The sequence below is a fragment of the Streptomyces sp. NPDC016469 genome, from assembly GCF_040632905.1.
GTDB lineage: Bacteria > Actinomycetota > Actinomycetes > Streptomycetales > Streptomycetaceae > Streptomyces.
In genome coordinates this window covers 94,740-114,034 of record NZ_JBEYCQ010000022.1, presented here as the reverse complement: position 1 = coordinate 114,034, position 19,295 = coordinate 94,740, and the positions used below count along the sequence as shown (strand labels likewise).

Genomic DNA, 19,295 nt, shown 5'->3' with positions numbered 1-19,295 from the left:
GCGCGACCGGGCGAGGTGGGGCGGGCGCCGAGTATCGTACGAGTGTTCGAAACTTGGTTTATGGTGGAGAGCGAGGGGGTGGATAGCGCGTACGAATCGGTTCAGGAGGTGCAGGTGCCAGGGTTCACGCATCTGCATACCGCCTCCGGGTTCTCCCTGCGGTACGGGGCCTCGCACCCGGAGCGGCTGGCGGAGCGCGCCGCCGAGCGCGGCCTGGACGCCCTCGCGCTGACCGACCGCGACACCCTGGCCGGCGCGGTCCGGTTCGCCCGGGCCTGCGAGCGGGCACGGGTGCGCCCGCTGTTCGGGGCGGACCTCGCGGTGGGGCCGGGGCCGGGGGACGGGCCTCCCCGGCGCCCCCGCACCCCCGCCCGTGGAGGTGTCTTCGTCGATGAATCCGCGCCCCGGGTCACCTTTCTCGCCCGCGACGGCGCCCAGGGCTGGGCCGAGCTGTGCCGTCTGGTCACCGCCGCCCACGCCGCCGTCCCCGAGGGCGGCCGGCCCCTGGTCGGACGGCTCGCGCTGCCCGCCGAAGGGCTCACCGTGCTGCTCGGCCCCGCCTCCGACGTGGGCCGGGCGCTCTCGGCGGGCCGCCCCGACCTGGCCGCCGCCCTCCTCGCCCCCTGGCGCGAGCTGTACGGCGACGCCCTGCGCCTCGAAGCCGTCCACCACGGGCGGACCGGCACCGGGCCCGGTTCGCTGCGGCTCGCCGCCCGTACCGTCGGCCTCGCCGCCGAGCAGGGCGTACGGGCCGTCCTGACCAACGCCGTCCGGTACGCCGACCCGGGGCAGGGCCCGGTCGCCGACGTGCTCGACGCCGCCCGCCGGCTCGTCCCCGTCGACCCGCGCCGCGCCCCCCTCGACAGCGGTGAGCGCTGGCTCAAGGACGCTCCCGCGATGGCGGAGACCGCCGAGCGGATCACCTCCGCCGCCGGGCTCGGCGCCGGTGCCGGGGCACGGCTCCTCGCCGAGACCCGGCACACCGCCGAGGCGTGTGTGGTGGACCCCGGGGGCGACATCGGACTCGGCTCCGTCCACTTCCCCGAATCCGGCCTCGTCGGCGCGGGCCGGCGCACCGCCCAGCGGGTGCTGGCCTCCCGCGCCGCCGCCGGCATGGTGCTGCACGGCTACGACCGCAGGCCCGAGTACTGGGACCGGATGCACCACGAGCTGGACATCATCGCCCACCACGGCTTCGCCTCGTACTTCCTGACGGTCGCCCAGGTGGTGGACGACGTACGCGCGATGAAGGTGCGGGTGGCCGCCCGGGGCTCCGGGGCCGGTTCGCTGGTCAACCACCTGCTGGGCATCGCCCACGCCGACCCGGTGGAGCACGGGCTGCTGATGGAGCGCTTCCTGTCCAGGCGCCGCTTCGTGCTGCCCGACATCGACATCGACGTCGAATCGGCCCGCCGCCTCGACGTCTACCGCGCGATCATCGGCCGCTTCGGCGCCGAGCGGGTCGCCACCGTCGCCATGCCCGAGACCTACCGGGTGCGCCACGCCATCCGCGACGTCGGCGCCGCGCTCTCCATGAACCCGGCCGAGACCGACCGGCTCGCCAAGGCGTTCCCGCACATCCGGGCCCGCGACGCCCGCACGGCCATGGAGGAACTGCCCGAACTGCGCGAGGTCGCGCGGACCAAGGAGGCGTACGGGAGGCTGTGGGAGCTGGTGGAGGCGCTGGACGCGCTGCCGCGCGGCGTCGCCATGCACCCGTGCGGGGTCCTCCTCTCGGACGCCTCGCTGCTGCGCCGCACCCCCGTCATGCCCACCAGCGGCGAGGGCTTCCCGATGTCCCAGTTCGACAAGGACGACGTGGAGCACCTGGGGCTGCTCAAGCTGGACGTGCTGGGCGTACGGATGCAGTCGGCGATGGCGCACGCGGTCGCCGAGGTGAAGCGGGCCTCGGGGCGCGAGGTGGACCTGGACGCCGTGGAGCCGGGCGACCCGCGTACGTACCAGCTGATCAGGACGGCCGAGACGCTGGGCTGCTTCCAGATCGAGTCACCGGGCCAGCGGGACCTGGTCGGCAGGCTCCAGCCGGAGAACTTCCACGACCTGGTGGTCGACATCTCGCTGTTCCGGCCGGGCCCGGTCTCCGCCGACATGGTCCGCCCGTTCATCGAGGCCCGGCACGGCCGTGCCCCGGTCCGCTACCCGCACCCCGACCTGGAGGGCCCGCTGAGCGAGACGTACGGCGTGGTGGTCTTCCACGAGCAGATCATCCAGATCGTCGACATCATGACCGGCTGCGGCCGGGACGAGGCCGACCGGGTCAGGCGCGGGCTCTCCGACCCGGAGTCGCAGGCCCGGATCAGGGTCTGGTTCGCCCAGCACGCGGCGGCGCGGAAGTACGACGTGCGGGTGATCGCCCGCGCCTGGGAGATCGTCGAGGCGTTCGGCAGCTACGGCTTCTGCAAGGCGCACGCGGTGGCCTTCGCCGTGCCCACGTACCAGTCCGCCTGGCTGAAGGCGCACCACCCGGCGGCCTTCTACGCCGGGCTGCTCACCCACGACCCCGGGATGTACCCGAAGCGGCTGCTGCTCGCCGACGCCCGGCGGCGCGGGGTGCCCGTGCTGCCCTTGGACGTGAACCGGTCGGCGGCCGCCCACCGAATCGAACTGGTGTCTGACGAAGGGGAGGGGAGGGAGCGCTGGGGGCTGCGGCTCGCGCTCTCTGACGTCCACGGCATCAGCGAGGCCGAGGTCGCCCGGATCGAGGCCGGTCAGCCCTACAGCTCGCTGCTCGACTTCTGGCAGCGGGCCCGCCCGGGAAAGCCGGCCGCCGAGCGGCTGGCCCAGGTCGGCGCGCTGGACGCGTTCGGCGCCAACCGCCGCGACCTGCTGCTCCACCTGTCCGAACTGCACCGCGCCCAGCGCGGCGCGGGCTCCGGCGCGCAGCTCCCGCTCGGCGGCGGGCACCGCACCGCGTCCGTCGGCCTGCCCGACCTCAACGAGGCGGAACGGCTCAGCGCCGAGCTGGGCGTGCTGAGCATGGACGTCTCGCGCCATCTGATGAGCGATCACCACGCCTTCCTCAAGGAGCTCGGCGCGGTCTCGGCCAAGCGGCTGCGCGAGGCGCGGCACGGGGAGACCGTGCTGGTCGCGGGCGCCAAGGCGGCGACCCAGACCCCGCCCGTCCGCTCCGGCCGCCGGGTCGTCTTCACCACCCTGGACGACGGTACGGGCCTGGTCGACCTGGCCTTCTTCGACGACAGCCACGCCGCCTGCGCGCACACCGTCTTCCACTCCTGGCTGCTGCTGGTGCGCGGAGTGGTGCAGCGGCGCGGGGCGCGCAGCCTGAGCGTGGTCGGCGCGGCCGCCTGGAACCTGGCGGAGCTGGCCGAGCTGCGGCGCACCGGCGGACTCGACGCGGTCGCGGAGCGGCTGGCGCAGGTGCCGGAGGGGGAGGCCGAGCCGGGGGCCGGGCCCGGTGACGACGGGCGGCGCATCCGGATGCCCACCGGTTACGAGATGAACCCCTGGGCGGACCTCAAGCCGGCCGGTGAGGGGCTGCCCACCGGAAGGAAGCTGTGGCACCGGAGCCCGGGGAGCGCGGGATGACCGGGGCGACCGGGGCCGGTGTCCTCTGCCTGCGGTTCCGCCGGGTCGGCGGCGGGTCCCCGGACGCCGCCGGGTACGCGGGGCTGCTCGCCCTGCTCGGTTCGTTCACCCCGGTCGTGGAGGCGGCCCCGCCCGACGGGGCGCTCGCCGATGTGCGCGGCGCGCTCCGCTACTTCGGGCGGGACGTGAAGGGCCTGGCCTCGGTGATCCGGGTCCGCGCGCTGGCCCTGCACGGGGTGGACTGCGCGATCGGGGCCGCCCCGAACCCGATGCTGGCCCGGATGGCGCTGCGGCTGGCGGCGCCCGGGACGACCTTCGTGGTGCCCGCCGACGGGGTGGCCGCCTTCCTCGCGGACCGGCCGGCCGCCGCGCTGGACGGCGTCGGGGCGGCGACGGCCCGGACGCTGTGCGGGTACGGGCTCGACTCCGTCGGCCGGATCGCGGCCGCCCCGCTCGGCACCCTGCAACGGATCACCGGGACGCGGACCGGGCGCGACCTGTGGGAGCGGGCGCACGGCATCGACCGCACCGCCGTCCGGCCGAACGCCGCCGCCCGCTCGGTCGCCGCCGAGCGCACCTTCCCGCTCGACGAGCTGGACCCGGAGCGGCAGCGTCGCGCGCTCATGTCGCTGACCGAGGAGCTGGGGGCCCGGATGCGCGGAGAGGGGCAGGTGTGCCGCGCGCTCGCGGTCTCCGTGCGCTACGCCGACCGCACCGGTTACTCGACGCTGACCCGGAGCCGTACCCTCCGCGAACCCACCGCGCACTCCGCGGAGCTCACCGCGCTCGCGTACCGCATCCACGACTCGTTCGGCCTGCAACGGGCCCGGGTGCGGGGGATCGGGCTGCGCGCGGAGGGGCTGGGCGAGGCCGAACGGGCCGCTCAGCAGCTGAGCTTCGACCCGGTGGACGAGCGGGCCCGGCGGATCGAGGCGGTCGCGGACCGGCTGCGGGAGCGGTTCGGCCCCCGGGCCGTGATGCCGGGGCGGCTGGCGGCCTGAGCGGTGGCCCGCCGCCCGGCGTGCGGTCCCGGGGACTTTTTACCGACGCGTAACTTCCCAGCGAACCCTACTCGTGCGTAATTTGGCATGAGCACGCCGAACCTGTGCGTGCGACGCTCAGCAGTACTTGTGGTCCGGGCCGCAGGGTGCACAGACATCGCAACTCCCTTGAGCCGCAAGGAGACCCCACGATGCTGCCCTGGACCCGCGCGCCGCGCTCCCCACGCGCCCGCCGGACGCTCGCCGCCCTGCTCCTCGCCGTCGCCGCGGTCGCCACCCCCACGGCGACCGCGGCGGCCGCCCCCGCCGCCGCGACGGCCGCCACCTCGCGCGGCTGGAACGACTACTCCTGCAAGCCCTCAGCCGCCCACCCCCGCCCCGTCGTCCTGGTCCACGGGACCTTCGGGAACTCGGTCGACAACTGGCTCGTCCTCGCCCCCTACCTGGTCAACCGGGGCTACTGCGTCTACTCGCTCGACTACGGTCAACTGCCCGGCGTGCCGGTCTTCAACGGCCTCGGCCCGATCGACAGGTCGGCAGGACAGCTCGCCACCTTCGTCGACAAGGTGCTCGCCTCCACGGGAGCGGCCAAGGCGGACATCGTGGGCCACTCGCAGGGCGGCATGATGCCGAACTACTACCTGAAGTTCCTCGGCGGAGCGGCCAGGGTGAACGCCATGATCGGGCTCGCGCCCGACAACCACGGCACCACGCTGCTCGGCCTGACCAAGCTCCTGCCGTACTTCCCCGGCGTCGGGTACCTGCTCAACGCCGGTACGCCCGGACTCGCCGACCAGGTGGCCGGATCGCCCTTCATCACCAAGCTCAACTCCCTGCCGGACACCGTGCCCGGCGTGCACTACACCGTCATCGCGACCCGGTACGACGAGGTCGTGACCCCGTACCGGACCCAGTTCCTGGACGGGCCGGACGTGCGCAACGTCCTGCTCCAGGACCTGTGCCCGGTCGACCTCTCCGAGCACGTGGCCATCGGGACCATCGACCGGGTCGCCTACCACGAGGTGGCGAACGCCCTGGACCCGTCGCACGCCACCCCGACCGACTGCGCCTCGGTCATCGGCTAGCACCGTCCCGCTTCCGTCCCGGCGACGCCCCTCCTCGCCGGGACGGAGGCGTTGTCAGTGGCGGCTGGCACGATCGGATCATGACGACCGACTGGGATTCCCTCGCCGACACCTTCGACCGGGAGGCCGACCACGGACTGCTCGACCCGGTGGTCCGCGACGCCTGGGCGCGGCGGCTGGAGAGCTGGCTGCCCTCCGGGCCGTCCGACGTGCTCGACCTCGGCTGCGGTACGGGGAGCCTGTCCCTGCTCGCGGCCGGCCGGGGTCACCGGCTCACCGCCGTGGACAGCGCGCCGCGCATGGTGGAGCGGGCCCGCGCCAAGCTGGCCGGCACGGGCGCCGAGGTGCTGGCGGGGGACGCGGCCCGGCCTCCCGTCGGCGACCGGAGGTTCGACGTGATCCTCGCCCGGCACGTGGTGTGGCTGCTGCCCGATCCGGCGGCCGTCCTGCGCCACTGGGCGGGGCTCCTGCGCCCCGGCGGCAGACTGGTCCTGGTCGAGGGCGTGTGGAACGGCGACGGTCTGTCGGCCGAGCGCCTCACCACGCTGCTCGCCCCCTTCACCGAGCGCGTCCACCACGAACGGCTCTCCGGCGACCGCGACCTGTGGGGCAAGGACGTGGACGACGAGCGGTACGCACTGGTGGCCCGGGTGCGCGGGACGCGCCGCCACACCGAGGTGGTCGACGTGCACCTGATCCTCCGTCGCGGCTCCGAGGTCCTGCTCGCCCGGAGGGCCGGCACGGGATACGCGGACGGCCTGCTGCACGCCCCGTCCGGCCATGTGGAGGACGGCGAGGACGTGCGCGCCGCGGTGATCCGGGAGGCGGCCGAGGAGACCGGCCTCGCCCTGGACCCGGCGGAGCTGCGCATGGCGCTGGTCATGCAGCACCGGGGCCCGGGCGGCAACCCGCGCACGGGCTGGTTCTTCGAGGCGTCGTACGACCCCGCGCGGCCCCCGTACAACCGCGAACCGGACAAGTGCTCCGAGCTGGCCTGGTATCCGCTGGACGCCCTCCCCGACGACATGGTCGCGTACTGCCGCGCGGGCCTCGACGGCTACCGGGCGGGCGAGCGCTTCCTGATCCACTGGCACGAGGACGGCGACCCGATCGCGTACGAACCGGAGGGCGAGCGGCGGGCGGTGGTGCTGCCGGTGAGCGGGACCCGCACCGGGCGGGTCCACCACATCGAGCTGTGGGTGCCCGACCTGGCGGCGGCCATACCGGGCTGGGACTGGCTCCTCGGCGAGCTGGGCCACGTCCCGTACCAGGAGTGGGAGCACGGGCGCAGCTGGCGGCGCGGGGACGGCTATGTGGTGATCGAGCAGTCGCCCGACCTGGCCCCCGGGGCGCACGAGCGGCGGCGCCCCGGTCTCAACCACCTGGCGTTCCACGTCGAGGACCGGGCCGCCCTGGACGCGCTGGTGGCCCGGGCCCCGGACCACGGCTGGCGGCTGCTCTTCGCGGACCGGCATCCGCACGCGGGCGGCGAGGACCGCGTGGCCGCCTATCTGGAGGACGCGGCGGGGTACGAGGTGGAGCTGGTGGTGCGCTGAGGGGCGCCGGCCGGGTGCGGGGCCCGGGCTCGGGCGGCCGGGCCCCGCACCTGGGGCAGCCCCCCGTTCAGGCCAGCAGCGGGGCCAGGCCCTCCGGCGCGCGCGCCAGCCGTTCCAGCTCGTCCAGGGCCGCCGCCGCGGCCTCCGCCGCCTCCGGGTCGTGCCCGGCCAGGCCGCTCGCGGCGAACTCGTCCTCGTCCAACCGCAGGATCTCCGCGCGGTCGGCCGACACCCACAGGTCGAGGTCCAGGTCCTCCACGACCAGCTCGCCGTCCCGGAGCACCGCCGGCCGGGTCACGTCGCAGTACCAGCCCTTGAGTTCGCCCGCGCCGGTGCGGACCTCCTTCACCGCGAACCAGGCGTCGCGCCAGTAGTGCTCGGTGAAGACGTCGCCCGGCTCGAAGCGGACGAAGCCGAAGTCCCGGGCGCCCGGGGCGGCCCAGGGGGCCCGGACGGTGATCCGGGTGCCGTCGTCGGCGACCAGGGCCGCCGGATACCTGATCTTGGTCTTCCCGGCCTTGACCAGGGCGACGGTCAGACCGGCGTCAGCCGAGCCTGCGGGCATGGCGTACCTCCGTGGCGCAGATTTCGTAGCCGAACCACCGGTTGATGGCCAGCATCGGCCCGTTCCCGGCGTCGTTGCCGGTGTAGGCGTCGGTGTACCCGGCGGCGCGCGCCCGGTGCAGCGAGTCGTTCTTCGCGAGCTTGGCGAGGCCGCGGCCCCGGTGCGCCCGCCGGGTGCCCGTCATCGCCGAGCCGTAGCGGCTCACCCCGTCGGTCCGGGCGGCGCTGAAGGCCGCCACCTCGCCGTCGGCCAGCACGACCGAGGTGAGGCCGTGGTCGAGACCGGGCGCCCGCCAGGTCTCGGCGAGCCATTCCTCGTAGTCCCCGAGCCGGGCGGGCGTGTCGCTGGGCTCGTCCGCCGTGGCCTCGGCGTCCGCCTCGAAGAGCGGGCGCGGATCGTCGGCGAAGTCGGCGCCCGTCCGCAGCTCGACCCCCGCCGGCAGCTCCTGACGCGGCGGCAGCGGGCCGTTCGCCAGGTCCAGACGGAGGAAGTGGGCCGGCCGGCTCGGCATGTAGCCGTGCTTCGCGGCGAACGCCCGGTTGCCGGGCATGTCCAGGACCCAGGTGTAGACCGAGGCCGCCCCGGCCAGGGCCAGATACTCCTCGGCGGTCCGCAGCAGCAGCGTGCCCGCGCCCCGCCCGGTCCGCTCCGGATGGACGTACGGATTGCAGAACGCCGATCCCGGCTCCGGGCTCTCGAAGGCCAGACCCACCTGCGCCGTCCCGATGATCTCGCCGTCCTCCTCGGCGACCAGCATCCGGTACCGCCGCCCCGCCGGAGCCCCGGTGAGGTCGGACACGACCTGCTCCGGCGTGGTGATCATGTACGGCAGGGCGGCGCGCCGCACCCGCACCCACCCCTCGGCGTCGGCGGGCCGGAAGTCGCGTACGAGGACAGTCATGCGCCGGACGCTATCCGCGCCCCCGACCCGCCCGCCTCCCATTTTCCGCCGGTGGGGGACAATCGGCCCGTGACCCTGAAGATCGCTGTGGACCCTGACTCCGGCATCGCCCCGTACGAGCAGCTGCGCACCCAGATCTCCGAACAGGCCCGCTCCGGCGTGCTGCCGGTCGGCTACCGGCTCCCGACGGTACGCGGCTTCGCCGAGGAGCTGGGCCTCGCCGCCAACACGGTCGCCAAGGCGTACCGGGCGCTGGAGGCGGACGGCGTCATCGAGACCCGCGGCCGCAACGGCACGTTCGTCGCCGCCGCCGGTGACACCGCCGACCGCAACGCGGCCGCCGCGGCCCGCGCGTACGCGGAACAGGCCCGCCGCCTCGGCCTCTCCCGGGCCCGTGCCCTGGAACTGGCCGAGGACGCGGTGCGGGCGGTGTACGCGGACTGAGGGACCGTGGCGCGGGGGCCCCGCCCGCTACGGGATCAGCCCGTCCCGGACCTCCGCCCGGTCATTGCGCACCGCCGGACCCGGTCGGCCGGGTACACGGCAACCTCCGCCCGCTGAGGGCGAGTTGACGGGTCGGCCGGCCATGCGCGCTTCAGCGGAAGCTCATCCGTTCGACTTGGCATGAACACTTCCGGAAAGGCCGTCCGCGCTGCTACCACTGAGTAGGCAGAGATCCTGCCGGTCGGTCCAAGGGAGATTCCGTGAAATTGTCCAGACTCGTGGCATTCTCGTCCTCGCTCCTGCTCGGCGCCGTCATCGCCCTGACCGGGGCGGCCACCGCGAACGCCGCATCGTCCGTCGACTACGTCGCCCTCGGGGACTCGTACTCCTCGGGTGTGGGCTCCGGGAGTTACATCGGTTCCAGCGGCGACTGCAAGCGCAGCACCCTCGCCTACCCCTCCCTCTGGGCCTCCGCCCACGCGCCCGCCTCCTTCTCCTTCACCGCCTGCTCCGGGGCGCGAACGGGCGATGTGATCGCCAATCAGCTCGGCCCGCTCAACTCCTCGACCGACCTCGTCTCGATCTCCATCGGCGGCAACGACGCGGGCTTCTCCGACGTCATGACGACCTGTGTCCTTCAGTCCGAGACCACCTGCCTCAACCGCATCGCCACCGCCCGCAGCTACGTGGACACCACGCTGCCCGGCAAGCTGAACTCGGTGTACGACGCGATCGAGGCCAAGGCCCCCGCGGCCCATGTCGTCGTCCTCGGCTACCCGCGCTTCTACAAGATCGGCGGCAGCTGCGTCGTCGGACTGAGCGACAAGGTGCGCAGCGCCATCAACGGAGCCGCCGACTACCTCAACGCGGCCACCGCCAAGCGCGCCGCCGACCACGGCTTCAGCTTCGGCGACGTCACGAGCGCCTTCACCGGGCACGAGATCTGCTCCGGAAGTGCCTGGCTGCACAGCCTCAACTGGCTGAACATCGGCGAGTCGTACCACCCCTTCGCCGCCGGGCAGTCCGGCGGCTACCTGCCCGTCCTGAACGCGCTCGACTGACCCGGCGGCGCGCCCCGGGAGGGGCGCGCCCGTCAACTCGCCCCGGACACGCAAGGATGCGCCGACGCCTCGTCAACCTCCGTATACGTGTGCGCAATCCCGCTCCCGGGATACACGAGTGTCGGTGGCAGGCGATAGGGTTAACCTGCCCGGGCCGAGTGCCCTCGTACGGGTGGGGAGTGACATGGAACAGATAACGGTGCGCAGCAGGGCGCGCGTGCCTGCCATTACATGCGGGAGCAGCGCGACGAGTTCGCGCCTCGACCGCCATCTCGCGGTGCTGGGCGGCCCCGTCGTGCCGCAGCGCGAGGCGGCGGAAGCGACGCTGCTGATGCGCGAGCTGACCTCGCGCGACGCCGGACACACCCGGCGCAGCAGAAGTGCGCGGGTGTCGCTCTTCGCGCCCCTGCGCCGGCTGCGGCGTTCCCTCTTCGGCAGCCGCCACTGACCCGACCGCGGTCCTGATTCCCGCAGCGCGCTGCTGCCCGCTCTTCCGTCATCCCCGGAGCCGGCAGTGGCGCGTAGCCATGTCCGCACCCGGTCACGCGCTGTGTCCGACAGGCCCGGATGGGTGCCGAGGTAATTCGGTGCCGAACTACTTCTACACTGTGCCCATGCCCGAGAAGCGAGCCGCGCGTCTGCGCCCCGAAGAGCGAAGGGCGCAATTGGTGGCGATTGGCGTGGACATGCTCTCCGATTGCTCCCTGGACGAGCTCTCCACCGATGCCGTGGCCCGGCGTGCCGGCATATCGCGCGGCCTGCTCTTCCACTACTTCGACTCCAAACGCGACTTCTACCGGTCCGTGGTGCGCCAGGAGTGCGACGACTTCGCCGCCGCCACCGAACCCGACGCCTCGCTGGACCCGGTCGCCTGGATGCGCGCGTTCATCGCCGGCTTCGTCGCGTACGTGACCGGGCGCCGCAAGGTCTACCGCGCCCTCGTCCGGGGCGCCGCCGGCAGCCACCCCGCCGCGGGGGACATCGTGGAGGCCACCCGCGCCACCCTCGCCCGCCGGGTCGCGGAGGGGCAGCGCCGGCTCGGGATGCCGCCGTCGCCCCGGCTGACCCTGGCCACCCGGGCCTGGCTCGCCTTCGCCGAGGAGGCGGCCACCAGCTGGCCGCTGGACGCGCCGGACGCCCTGGACGAGCTCCGCGCCTTCCTGGAGACGGGCTTCGTCCGGCTCCTCGGCGGCCTGGACCGGCCGGCCGCCCTGGCCGAGTAGGGCGTCGTCCCGGACGAAGGAACCGCTCACAGCAGAGCGAACTGCCCGTCCGGCCCCTCCTCCTGATGGTCCAGGACCGAAGCGGGCCGCCGCGCCGCATCCCCGACCGGCAGCACCCCCGCCGACCGCAGCTCGTCCTCGCCGGTCCCAGGGCCGGCGGCCAGCGCGCCGGCCAGCTCCTCCTGACGGGGCCGCAGCTCGGCGAGGAGGGCGAGGAGCGTCACCAGGTCCAGCAGCTCCGAGGTCCACTCCTGCGGCCAGGCGCGCGGCCGGACCGCGTCGAGCCCCGCCGCGTCCGCCCCCGGCGCCCCGCACGCCGCCATCCGGCGCTCGAACCACACATCGAGGACCCGCACCCCGCTCACCCGGAACTCCCACGCACCGGCGGGCACCGGCGAGACGCGTCCGGTGCCCAGGACGAGCGCCCGCTCCTCGGCGTCGTACGCCAGGGGCACCGGGACCGGCGGGACGGCCGCCCGCACATAGGGGCGCTGCCCGCCCGGCAGCCGGGGGCGCTCCGCTCCTCGTGCCCCGCGCAGCTGGAGCCGCAGCAGCTCGCGGCCCAGCTCCACCCCCTCCGCCCAGCGCGCGGCGTCCGCCGGGAGCGGGACCACGCAGCCGGCCGGCGAGGGGCGGGCCGCCGCCAGGATCCAGGCGAGCACCGACTCGGCGGTGACCGCGTCCCCGTACCGGGCCCGCAGTACGGGGAGCAGGCCCGGGGCGAGGTTGGGTTCGAGGCCGCCGGGGCGGCGGTACAGCGGGCGGACCCGGCCGGGGCGGCCGGCGGGTGAGTGGCCGTCGGGCAGCAGCGCCGTGACCGACACGGCGGGGCCCGGATCGTTCGGCACCCGGCCGTGCTCGACCAGGAAGAGCTGGTGGTCGTCGGCGACCCGCCACAGCTCGGGCCGGGCCACGTCGATGAGACGGTGGTCGGGCAGCAGCCACTGCTCGTCGTACGGCCCGTGCAGCACCCGTACCGGCTCCGGGCAGCGGCCCGTCTCGCGGGCGAAGCGGCCGGTGGCGCCGGACCGGCCGGGCAGGGCGGTCACGGCGGTCTGCTGCGTACGGGCGCGGGTCGGGGCGAACAGCCGCTCACGCTCCTCGCCGGACGCCCGCACCAGCCGGTCCCAGCGGGCCCGCAGGGAGGCCGCGTCAGGTGCGGTCACCCAGGCGCGCCCGGTGCGCAGCGGCCGGACCGACCAGGGCATGAGGTCGTCCAGGAGGGGGCCGCGCGGGCCCTCGCCGGACCCGGCCGCTGCCGGTGCTGCCACCGTGTCGCCCTCCCCGCCTGCCGCGCCCGCCGCCTTCCCCGGCATCGTAACGGCGGCGACCGGGACGGCGGCAGGCCCGCGCGATCAGTGGGCTTCCACCGTCACCGAGAACGAGAACCGGTCGCCCCGGTAGTGGATCCGGGCCACGTCGACCACCCGGCCGCTCTCGTCGTACGTGATGCCCGTGTAGTACAGGATCGGGCTCAGCAGCGGGACGCCCAGGAGTTCGGCGGTGGCCGGGTCGGCGAGGCGGGCCTCGACCGTGTCGGTGATCCGGGCGATCGGGACGCCCACCCGGTCGCGCAGCACCTTCGTCATCGGCCACCGGTCGAGGTCCGCCGGGTCCAGGTCCGCCGCGGCCTCCGGGTGCACCCAGTTCTGCGCCCAGTTGGTCGGCTCGCCGGTCGTGCCGTCGCACCGCAGCCGGCGATAGCCCACGACCTCGGCACAGCCCGGGAAGTACTCGGCCACCTCGCCCGGGACCGGGACCGGACCGTGGTCGAGCAGCGTGGAGCGCTCGCCCGACTGCTGGGCGACGATCGCGTCGATCGAGCCGAGCAGCCGGACCGGCGAGCCCCGGCGGGCGTGCGGCTCGATGAAGGTGCCGCGCCGCCGGTGCCGGCTGATCAGGCCCTCGGTCTCCAGCTCCTTGAGCGCCTGGCGCATGGTCAGCACGCTGACCCCGTAGTGCGCCGCGAGCTGCTCCTCGGTGGGCAGCCGCAGCGTGGCGTCCGGGGCGCGGCCCAGTATGGACGCCCGCAGCGACTGCGAGACCTGGTACCACAGGGGCAGCTTGCGGTTCAGGACCAGCGAGTCGGGCGCGAAGGCGGTGCCCCGGGGCGCGGGGCTGTTCGCAGCGGGCTGCGGCACCTGGTCCTCCTGCATGCGTCGTCGCCGGCCCCGGTGGGGACCGTCACGGCCTGAAGTTGCGGCTCAGACCCTGCCATACGTCGTCGTAGCCCTGTTGCAGGTGGTCGGCCGTCGTGGCCTGCGCGGTCGCGGTGACCGGCCAGCGGGTCTCGAACATGAAGGCGAGGCCGTCATCGATCTTCTGCGGCTTCAGTTCTGCCGCGCTCGCCCTGTCGAAGGTCTCCCGGTCCGGGCCGTGGGCCGACATCATGGTGTGCAGCGAGCCGCCACCGGGTACGAAGCCGCCCTTTCCGGCCGTCTTCGCGTCGTACGCGCCCTCGATCAGGCCCATGTACTCGCTCATCACGTTGCGGTGGAAGTACGGCGGGCGGAAGGTGTCCTCGCCGACCAGCCAGCGCGGCGCGAACACCACGAAGTCGACTCCGGCCAGGCCCGGCGTGTCCGAGGGCGAGGTCAGCACCGTGAAGATCGACGGGTCCGGGTGGTCGTAGCTGATCGAGCCGATGACGTTGAACCGGTGCAGGTCGTAGACGTACGGGGTGTGGTTGCCGTGCCAGGCGACGACGTCGAGCGGGGAGTGGTCGTAGGTCGCCGTCCAGAGGTTGCCGCAGTACTTGTTGACCACCTCGACCGGGCGCTCCACGTCCTCGTACGCGGCGACCGGGGCGAGGAAGTCCCGCGCGTTGGCGAGGCCGTTGGCGCCGATGGGGCCGAGGTCCGGGAGCGTGAACGGGCGGCCGTAGTTCTCGCAGACGTACCCGCGCGCGGTCTCGTCGAGCAGTTCGACCCGGAAGCGGACGCCGCGCGGGATCAGGGCGACGTGGCCGGGCTCGGCACGCAACAGGCCCAGTTCGGTGCGCAGGAGCAGCCCGCCGTGCTGGGGGACGATCAGCAGCTCGCCGTCGCTGTCGCTGAAGACCCGGTCCGTCATCGCCGCGTTGGCGTGGTAGAGGTGCACGGCCATGCCGGTGCGCTGCGCCACGTCGCCGTTGCCGCCCAGCGTCCACAGGCCCGCCACGAAGTCCGTGCCGGGCGCGGGCTCGGGGAGCGGGTCCCAGCGCAGCCGGTTCGGGTCCGGCACGGTCTCGGTGAACGGGGCCGAGCGCAGGGCGCCGTTGTCCGCGCGGACGAACGGGGGATGGGCCGCCGAGGGGCGGATGCGGTACAGCCAGCTGCGGTGGTTGTGGGCGCGGGGCTCGGTGAACGCGGACCCGCTCAGCTGCTCCGCGTACAGCCCCAGGGGGGCGCGCTGCGGCGAGTTGCGCCCGTGCGGGAGCGCTCCCGGCATCGCCTCCGAGCTGTGCTGATTCCCGAAACCGGTGGAGTACTCAAGCCCCTCCGCCGTCTTCCTCGCCTGCTCGATGCCGCCCATGTGCGCTCCCGTCCGAAGGAATCCTATGCACAACCGTAGGAATGGAAGCGTGGCGAGTCAACGGCATTCGTCGTGCAGAAGGGGTTCAAAAAGCTGAACAATGCTCTACTCTCCGCCACATGTCGTGGACACGAAGACTTTTGGCGGTCCTGGCGGTGCTCGCCGCCGCACTGCTCGCGGCACCCGCCGCCCAGGCGCACGAGGAACGGCCGGTCACCCTGCCCGACGGCACCGGCAGCGTCCCCGTGTACCGCGCCGGCGAGCCCGACCTCCTGGTCTGCAAGACCGGCCGGGCCGACTTCGAGCGCCGGATCTCCGGCTTCCCCGAGGCGCTGAAGGCGCGCAACCTCACGCTCTTCGAGCGGTGCCGCACCTCCGGCTACCGCCACCTCCAGCAGGCGGTCGACGCCGTCGACGGGCCCGGGAAGACCATCGCGATCCTCCCCGGCCTGTACGAGGAGGAGCCCTCGCTGCCCGCTCCGAAGGGGGAGTGCGCCCACCTCAAGGCCCCCGACTCCAAGCTGGGCTACCAGATCCTCAGCTACGAGCAGCAGGCGAAGTGCCCGCACAACCAGAACCTGGTGGCGATCCTCGGCAAGAAGGACCTCCAGATAGAGGGCACCGGCGCGGCGCGCACGGACGTCGTGATCGACGCCAAGTACCGCAAGCTCAACGCGATCCGCTCGGACAAGTCCGACGGGATCTACTTCAAGAACTTCACCGCCCAGCGCACCACCTTCAACTCGCTCTACGTCCTCGCCCAGGACGGCTTCGTCATCGACGACGTCCTGACCCGCTGGAACGACGAGTACGGCTTCCTGACCTTCGCCGGCGACCACGGCCTGTACAAGAACTGCGAGTCCTACGGCAACGGCGACTCCGGCATCTACCCCGGCAGCGCCTCCGACATCAACGACGGCTACGGCTACGACGTACCGCGCTACTCGATCGAGATCACCGGCTGCCGCAGCCACCACAGCATGGTCGGCTACTCCGGCACCGCGGGCGACTCCGTCTACGTCCACGACAACGAGTTCGACCACAACATGGGCGGCGCCTCGATGGACAGCGCCTTCCCCGGCCACCCCGGACTCCCGCAGAACCACGCCCGCTTCGAACGCAACCTGATCCACGACAACAACGCCGACTACTACCGCTACGTCGCCGACGGCACCTGCGCCGAGCCGCCCGCCGAACGGGGTTACGAGGACGGCGTCGTCTGCCCGCAGATCTCCATGCCCCCCGGCACCGGCATCATCACCGCGGGCGGCAACTGGAACCGCTACGAGGACAACTGGATCTACGGGCAGAACCGCGCGGCCTTCTTCCTGAGCGCCGTCCCCGCCTTCATCCGCGGCGAGAACGCCCTCGGCAAGCAGACCGACACCTCGCACCACAACCGGTACGCCGGCAACCACCTCGGCAAGGACCGGAACGGCAAGTCCCGCCCCAACGCCACCGACGTCTGGTGGGACGGCCAGGGCGACGGCAACTGCTGGCAGTCCGACACCGGCGCCTCGACCCCGCGCTCCCTGCCCGGCTGCGGCGAACGGCGCGGCGACGTGTCCGGCTCCACCGACCGGCTCTTCGGCGAGCCCGTCAAGCTCGCCCAGCTGCTGGTCTGCGCCGACTACGACGTACGGGCCCGCCGGCTGCCGGCCGGCTGCGACTGGTACGGGGCACGCGGCATCGAACGCATCGAGGTCCAGGCCGCCCTGGGCATCGCCGGGGTCCTCGTGCTCGTGGGCGGGGTGCTGTGGTGGCGGCGGCTGCGGGGGAGCCGGCTCGCGACCGCCGCGTCCTTCCTGGGCCTCATCGGACTCGGCCTCGACGTGGCCGGCTCGACCATGGGCCTCGCCGCCACCTACGTCCCGGCCGTCGCGCTGCTGCTGACCGGGCTCTGGTGGACCGGCATCGGCCTGGCGCTGCGCCCGGCGCGCCCGGTGTTCGGCTGGGTGACCGTGGTCCTGGGCGCGCTGACGCTGCTCGACGCGCTGGACAAGGGCGTGTTCATGATCCCGTGGATCCCGCTCAGCCCGGCCTGGGTACGGGGGCTGCTCGGCCTGGTCTGGGTCGTCTGGGCCGTCGTGGCCGCCGCCCGGCACGGGGAGCGGGGCGCGGAGCGCGCCGGAGACGCCGAAGGGGACGGGGACGGCGGTACGGAGGGCGCCGACGCACCGGAGACCCCGGCCGCCGCCGCTTCCCCGCGCACCCGCACCGCCCCGGAACCGGAAGGCGACCCCTCATGAGCCCCGCCCGCGCCGCCCGCCCCGCCCTCGCCCTGCTCACCGCGGCCGTCCTCGTCCTCGGCGCGGGCGCCTGCGGGGGCAGGGCCACCACCCACCACAAGCCCGGCACCAGCCACGCCGAGGACACCGGCAGCAACGGCCGCCTCCTGAAGGGCGACGACGGCAACGGCCACCGGCTCCGCCAGGTCGACGCGGCCGGCGCCCCCGAGGTGGACCTCGCCGTCCGGCCCGACTCGGAGGACGGCTGGAACGTCCACCTCACCGTGCGCAACTTCCGCTTCACCCCGGACAGCGTCGGCGGGGGCGCGCTCGCCGGACGCGGCCACGCCCAGCTCTTCCTGGACGGCCACCCGCTCGCCCGGGTCTACGGCGCCTGGTTCCACCTGCCCGAAGCGCTGCTCCGCGCGGCCGGGGGCGGCACCCGGCTCACCGCGGGCCTGTACGCCGACGACCACACCGCCTGGGCGGTCGGAGCCGCCCCGGTCCGGGCCGCCGCCACGCTCGGCGCCACCACCGCGAGCCCCGCCGGCACGCCCGACGACGACACCACCACCGTCGAGATCGCCGTCGAGGGCGGCAAGGTGAGCCCCGCGCCCGGCCGCACCGAGATCGAGAAGGGCCGCACCGTGCGCCTGCGCGTCCGCAGCGACCGCGACGACGTCCTGCACGTCCACGGCTACGACAAGGAGGCGAAGCTCCCCGCCGGACGGACCGTCACGGTCGCCTTCACCGCCGACCGCACCGGGCTCTTCGAGGTCGAGACCCATGAGTCGGACCTCCTGCTGACCCAGCTCGTCGTACGGTGACGGGCGCCCCCGCCCCCGGTGCCGTGCGCGTCCTCGCCCACGGCATCGGGGCCCAGCACGACCTGCCCCTCTCGCCCTTCTACGCCTTCGCCGGGGCCTTCGCCGCGCTCTTCGTCTCCTTCCTGGCGCTGGGCCTGCTCTGGTCGGACTCACGGTTCACCGGGGAGAAGGCGGGCCGCCCGCTCCCGGCCGCCGTCCAGCGCCTGGCCGACGCCCGCGCCACCCGGCTCACCGCCCGCGCGCTCGGCCTGGCCGCCGCGCTCGCCGTCGTGCTGTGGCTGCTCCTCGGACCCGCCGACCCGGACCGCAACCCGGCGCCCGGCACGGTCTACGTCCTCCTGTGGGTCGGGCTCGTCCCCGCCTCGCTGCTCCTGGGGCCCGTCTGGCGGCCGCTCAACCCCCTGCGCACCCTGCACCTCCTCGCCTGCCGGGCGACCGGGCGCGACCCGGAGACCGGCCGCCCCCTCCCCGTACACCTCGGCATGCGGCCCGCGGCGGCCGGGCTCCTCGCCTTCACCTGGCTCGAACTCGTCGCCCCCGACCCTGCCTCGCCCACCGACCTGCTGGTGTTCCTCGGCGTCTACACGGCCGTCCACCTCACGGGCGCGGCGGTGTACGGCGCCCACTGGTTCGACCACGCCGACGCCTTCGAGGTCTACTCGGGCCTCCTCGCCCGCCTCTCCCCCTTCGGCCGCCGCCCCACCGACGGCCGCCTCGTCGTCCGCTCACCGTTCAACGGGCTCGACGCCACACCCCGGCCCCCCGGGCTCGTCGCCACCGTCTGCGTGATGCTCGGCTCCACCGCGTACGACGGCTTCTCCGACGCGCCGCGCTGGATCACCACCGTGCAGACCTCGGAGCTGGGCCGTACCACCACCGCCACCCTGGGCCTGCTCGGCGCCGTCGTCCTCGTCGCCGCCCTGTACGGGCTCTGCGCCGGCGCCACCCGGCTCGTGTGCGGCACGCCGCCCCGCCCGCTCACCGCGTTCGCCCACTCACTGGTGCCCATCGCGCTCGGCTACCTCGTCGCCCACTACTTCACGCTCTTCGCCACCGAGGGCCCCCGCACCGTCGCGCTGGCATTCGGGGCCGACCGGCCCGCCCCGCCCGAACCGCCCCTCGGGCCGGGCGGCGTCGCCACCCTCCAGGTCGTCGCGATCGTCACCGGGCACGTCCTCGGCGTCATCGCCGCGCACGACAGGTCCGTACGGCTCATGCCGCCCCGGCGCGCCGTCATCGGCCAACTCCCGCTGCTCGCCCTGATGATCGCGTACACCGTGGGAGGTCTCGCCCTGCTCATCGCCTGAGCGCGGCCGGACCGGCC

16 protein-coding genes are annotated in these 19,295 nt (G+C 74.1%); 11 read left to right on the top strand and 5 right to left on the bottom strand.

What is annotated here, in order from left to right; all coding sequences use genetic code 11:
* The first annotated feature begins 60 nt into the window (after positions 1-60).
* The 4 genes from dnaE (at position 61) to ABZ565_RS24470 (ending at position 7,209) form a co-directional block, all read left to right on the top strand.
* Positions 61-3,567: a DNA polymerase III subunit alpha gene (gene dnaE, locus ABZ565_RS24485; protein ID WP_361030693.1), complete on the top strand. Its 3,507-nt coding sequence runs from the start codon at positions 61-63 to the stop codon at positions 3,565-3,567.
* Complete coding sequence (locus ABZ565_RS24480; protein WP_361030690.1) at positions 3,564-4,568, top strand: hypothetical protein; 1,005 nt, start codon at positions 3,564-3,566, stop codon at positions 4,566-4,568. Before dnaE ends, ABZ565_RS24480 begins: the two co-directional genes overlap by 4 nt.
* A 191-nt stretch (positions 4,569-4,759) precedes the next feature.
* Positions 4,760-5,653, top strand: coding sequence for an alpha/beta fold hydrolase (locus ABZ565_RS24475; protein WP_361030687.1), 894 nt, complete (start codon positions 4,760-4,762; stop codon positions 5,651-5,653).
* Between the two features lie 77 nt (positions 5,654-5,730).
* Complete coding sequence (locus ABZ565_RS24470; RefSeq protein ID WP_361030732.1) at positions 5,731-7,209, top strand: trifunctional class I SAM-dependent methyltransferase/NUDIX hydrolase/VOC family protein; 1,479 nt, start codon at positions 5,731-5,733, stop codon at positions 7,207-7,209.
* A gap of 67 nt (positions 7,210-7,276) precedes the next feature.
* Here ABZ565_RS24470 and ABZ565_RS24465 read toward each other — a convergent pair whose 3' ends face one another.
* Complete coding sequence (locus ABZ565_RS24465; RefSeq protein WP_361030684.1) at positions 7,277-7,774, bottom strand: DUF402 domain-containing protein; 498 nt, start codon at positions 7,772-7,774, stop codon at positions 7,277-7,279.
* Positions 7,755-8,675 (bottom strand): GNAT family N-acetyltransferase, encoded by a 921-nt coding sequence (locus ABZ565_RS24460; protein ID WP_361030681.1) that lies wholly within the window; start codon positions 8,673-8,675, stop codon positions 7,755-7,757. Before ABZ565_RS24460 ends, ABZ565_RS24465 begins: the two co-directional genes overlap by 20 nt.
* 69 nt (positions 8,676-8,744) lie before the next feature.
* Between ABZ565_RS24460 and ABZ565_RS24455 the strand changes: the two genes are divergently transcribed.
* From ABZ565_RS24455 to ABZ565_RS24440, 4 genes are all read left to right on the top strand, one after another.
* Positions 8,745-9,119, top strand: coding sequence for a GntR family transcriptional regulator (locus tag ABZ565_RS24455; protein ID WP_361030678.1), 375 nt, complete (start codon positions 8,745-8,747; stop codon positions 9,117-9,119).
* 278 nt (positions 9,120-9,397) lie between these two features.
* Complete coding sequence (locus ABZ565_RS24450) at positions 9,398-10,180, top strand: SGNH/GDSL hydrolase family protein (protein ID WP_361030729.1); 783 nt, start codon at positions 9,398-9,400, stop codon at positions 10,178-10,180.
* Between the two features lie 184 nt (positions 10,181-10,364).
* Positions 10,365-10,628, top strand: a complete 264-nt coding sequence (locus ABZ565_RS24445; protein WP_026171590.1) for a hypothetical protein — start codon at positions 10,365-10,367, stop codon at positions 10,626-10,628.
* 166 nt (positions 10,629-10,794) lie between these two features.
* Positions 10,795-11,403, top strand: coding sequence for a TetR/AcrR family transcriptional regulator (locus ABZ565_RS24440; RefSeq protein ID WP_361030675.1), 609 nt, complete (start codon positions 10,795-10,797; stop codon positions 11,401-11,403).
* 26 nt (positions 11,404-11,429) lie between these two features.
* Here the strand turns inward: ABZ565_RS24440 and ABZ565_RS24435 are convergent, their stop codons facing one another.
* The 3 genes from ABZ565_RS24435 to hmgA all read right to left on the bottom strand — a co-directional run bounded on the left by ABZ565_RS24435 (position 11,430) and on the right by hmgA (position 14,916).
* The gene (locus tag ABZ565_RS24435) at positions 11,430-12,674 is read right to left on the bottom strand and encodes a type ISP restriction/modification enzyme (protein ID WP_361030672.1); all 1,245 of its coding nucleotides are present in this window, start codon (positions 12,672-12,674) and stop codon (positions 11,430-11,432) included.
* An 84-nt stretch (positions 12,675-12,758) separates the two neighbouring features.
* On the bottom strand, positions 12,759-13,559 hold the full coding sequence (locus tag ABZ565_RS24430) for a GntR family transcriptional regulator (RefSeq protein ID WP_361030669.1): 801 nt from the start codon (positions 13,557-13,559) through the stop codon (positions 12,759-12,761).
* 28 nt (positions 13,560-13,587) lie between these two features.
* Positions 13,588-14,916, bottom strand: a complete 1,329-nt coding sequence (hmgA, locus tag ABZ565_RS24425; protein WP_361030666.1) for a homogentisate 1,2-dioxygenase — start codon at positions 14,914-14,916, stop codon at positions 13,588-13,590.
* A gap of 119 nt (positions 14,917-15,035) precedes the next feature.
* Between hmgA and ABZ565_RS24420 the strand changes: the two genes are divergently transcribed.
* Genes ABZ565_RS24420 through ABZ565_RS24410 form a run of 3 tightly spaced genes read left to right on the top strand, consistent with a single transcriptional unit; the run spans position 15,036 to position 19,278 of the window.
* Positions 15,036-17,165, top strand: coding sequence for a right-handed parallel beta-helix repeat-containing protein (locus ABZ565_RS24420; protein WP_361030663.1), 2,130 nt, complete (start codon positions 15,036-15,038; stop codon positions 17,163-17,165).
* Positions 17,162-17,971 (top strand): hypothetical protein, encoded by an 810-nt coding sequence (locus ABZ565_RS24415; RefSeq protein ID WP_361030660.1) that lies wholly within the window; start codon positions 17,162-17,164, stop codon positions 17,969-17,971. The genes ABZ565_RS24420 and ABZ565_RS24415 overlap by 4 nt, the downstream gene beginning before the upstream one ends.
* Positions 17,968-19,278: a hypothetical protein gene (locus ABZ565_RS24410; protein ID WP_361030658.1), complete on the top strand. Its 1,311-nt coding sequence runs from the start codon at positions 17,968-17,970 to the stop codon at positions 19,276-19,278. The genes ABZ565_RS24415 and ABZ565_RS24410 overlap by 4 nt, the downstream gene beginning before the upstream one ends.
* Positions 19,279-19,295: the final 17 nt, after the last annotated feature.

Coding starts and splice junctions, on each gene's coding strand:
- dnaE (WP_361030693.1), top strand. CDS start 61: ATGGTGGAGAGCGAGGGGGTGGATAGCGCGTACGAATCGGTTCAGGAG.
- ABZ565_RS24480 (WP_361030690.1), top strand. CDS start 3,564: ATGACCGGGGCGACCGGGGCCGGTGTCCTCTGCCTGCGGTTCCGCCGG.
- ABZ565_RS24475 (WP_361030687.1), top strand. CDS start 4,760: ATGCTGCCCTGGACCCGCGCGCCGCGCTCCCCACGCGCCCGCCGGACG.
- ABZ565_RS24465 (WP_361030684.1), bottom strand. CDS start 7,774: ATGCCCGCAGGCTCGGCTGACGCCGGTCTGACCGTCGCCCTGGTCAAG.
- ABZ565_RS24460 (WP_361030681.1), bottom strand. CDS start 8,675: ATGACTGTCCTCGTACGCGACTTCCGGCCCGCCGACGCCGAGGGGTGG.
- ABZ565_RS24445 (WP_026171590.1), top strand. CDS start 10,365: ATGGAACAGATAACGGTGCGCAGCAGGGCGCGCGTGCCTGCCATTACA.
- ABZ565_RS24440 (WP_361030675.1), top strand. CDS start 10,795: ATGCCCGAGAAGCGAGCCGCGCGTCTGCGCCCCGAAGAGCGAAGGGCG.
- ABZ565_RS24430 (WP_361030669.1), bottom strand. CDS start 13,559: ATGCAGGAGGACCAGGTGCCGCAGCCCGCTGCGAACAGCCCCGCGCCC.
- hmgA (WP_361030666.1), bottom strand. CDS start 14,916: ATGGGCGGCATCGAGCAGGCGAGGAAGACGGCGGAGGGGCTTGAGTAC.
- ABZ565_RS24420 (WP_361030663.1), top strand. CDS start 15,036: ATGTCGTGGACACGAAGACTTTTGGCGGTCCTGGCGGTGCTCGCCGCC.
- ABZ565_RS24415 (WP_361030660.1), top strand. CDS start 17,162: ATGAGCCCCGCCCGCGCCGCCCGCCCCGCCCTCGCCCTGCTCACCGCG.